At 61.7% G+C, this 2,215-nt stretch carries 1 protein-coding gene and 1 pseudogene; both read left to right on the forward strand.

Annotation, left to right across the window (positions count from 1 at the left end; all coding sequences use genetic code 11):
* A partial coding sequence (nrdE, locus tag ACK5IN_RS06550) for a class 1b ribonucleoside-diphosphate reductase subunit alpha (RefSeq protein WP_416895395.1) occupies positions 1-1,464 on the forward strand: 1,464 nt, incomplete at its 5' end.
* Positions 1,465-1,501: 37 nt separating this feature from the next.
* Positions 1,502-2,215, forward strand: a pseudogene (locus tag ACK5IN_RS06555) (ribonucleotide-diphosphate reductase subunit beta); the annotation flags it as partial.

Here is a 2,215-nt window from a genome sequence, read left to right on the forward strand (position 1 = left end):
AACCAGTCCAGCGGCATCATCCCCGTGATGAAGCTCCTCGAGGACTCCTTCTCCTACGCGAACCAGCTCGGTGCGCGCCAGGGCGCCGGGGCGGTGTACCTCTCGGCGCACCACCCCGACATCATGCGGTTCCTCGACACCAAGCGCGAGACCGCCGACGAGAAGATCCGCATCAAGACGCTGTCGCTGGGCGTGGTCGTGCCCGACATCACGTTCGAGCTCGCCAAGAACGGCGAAGACATGTATCTGTTCTCGCCCTACGACGTCGAACGCGTGTACGGGGTGCCCTTCGGTGACATCTCGGTGACCGAGAAGTACCGCGAGATGGTGGACGATCCGCGCATCAAGAAGTCCAAGATCAATGCGCGTGAGTTCTTCCAGACCCTCGCCGAGATCCAGTTCGAGTCGGGCTACCCGTACATCATGTTCGAGGACACGGTGAACCGGGCCAAACCCATCGAGGGCCGGATCAACATGTCGAACCTGTGCAGCGAGATCCTGCAGGTCAACACGCCGACGACATACCATGACGATCTCTCGTACGACGAGATCGGCAAGGACATCTCGTGCAACCTCGGGTCGATGAACATCGCGCTCACGATGGACGGCGCAGATCTGGGCCGCACGGTCGAGACGGCCATCCGCGCCCTCACGGCCGTCAGCGATCAGAGCCACATCAGCTCGGTGCGCTCGATCGAGGACGGCAACGACCGCTCCCACGCGATCGGGCTCGGCCAGATGAACCTGCACGGGTACCTCGCGCGTGAGCACGTGCACTACGGTTCGGAGGAGGGGCTCGACTTCACGAACATCTACTTCTACACGGTGCTGTTCCACGCGCTGCGCGCCTCGAACGCCATCGCGAAGGAGCGGGGCGAGGCCTTCGACGGCTTCGCCGACTCGATGTATGCCTCGGGGGAGTTCTTCGATAAGTACCTCGAAGCGGCCTGGGAGCCGCAGACCGAGAAGGTCAAGGAGCTCTTTGCGGGCACGTCGATCCCGACGCAGGACGACTGGCGCGCGCTGAAGGCCTCGATCCAGGAGCACGGCATCTACAACCAGAACCTGCAGGCCGTGCCGCCGACGGGCTCGATCTCGTACATCAACAACTCGACGAGCTCGATCCACCCGATCGCGTCGAAGATCGAGATCCGCAAGGAAGGCAAGCTCGGCCGCGTCTACTACCCGGCGCCGTTCATGACGAACGAGAACCTGGAGTACTACCAGGACGCGTACGAGATCGGCTACGAGAAGGTCATCGACACCTATGCCGCCGCCACCCAGCACGTGGACCAGGGCCTGTCGCTGACGCTGTTCTTCAAGGATACCGCCACCACCCGCGACATCAACCGGGCCCAGATCTACGCCTGGCGCAAGGGCATCAAGACGATCTACTACATCCGGCTTCGCCAGCTCGCTCTGGCCGGAACCGAGGTGGAGGGCTGCGTCTCCTGCATGCTCTGACCCGCTTCACCGCCCACAACCGAATTTCGAGGAACGCATGACACAGAAACTCACCCTGCTGCGCGGGGTCCAAGCCATCAACTGGAACCGCATCGAGGACGAGAAGGATCAGGAGGTCTGGGATCGGCTCACCGGCAATTTCTGGCTCCCGGAGAAGGTGCCGTTGAGCAACGACATCGGTTCCTGGGCCACGTTGAAACCCCACGAACAGCAGATGACCACCCGAGTCTTCACCGGGCTGACGATGCTCGACACCATTCAGGGCACGGTCGGTGCGGTGTCGCTGATCCCGGACGCCCGTACCCCTCACGAGGAGGCCGTCTACACCAACATCGCCTTCATGGAATCAGTGCATGCCAAGAGCTACTCCTCGGTCTTCTCGACGCTGATCTCCACCGGCGAGATCGACGACGCCTTCCGGTGGAGCGAGGAGAACGAACACCTCCAGCGCAAGGCGCAGATCATCCTCGACTACTACTACGGCGATGACCCCGAGAAGCGCAAGGTGGCCTCCACCATGCTGGAGTCGTTTCTGTTCTACTCCGGCTTTTATGCCCCCATGTACTGGTATAGCCACGCCAAGCTCACCAACCCTGCCGACCTCATCAGGCTCATCAACCGTGATTAGGCGGTGCACGGCTACTACAACGGCTACAAGTACCAGCAGGCCCACCCGGACGCGGATAAGAAGCGTCGGGACGAACATAAGGAGTACACCATCGAACAGATCGACGAGCTCTACGAAAACGCG

Origin of the sequence: Microbacterium sp. (assembly GCF_047971895.1) — a bacterium.
Taxonomy (GTDB): domain Bacteria; phylum Actinomycetota; class Actinomycetes; order Actinomycetales; family Microbacteriaceae; genus Microbacterium.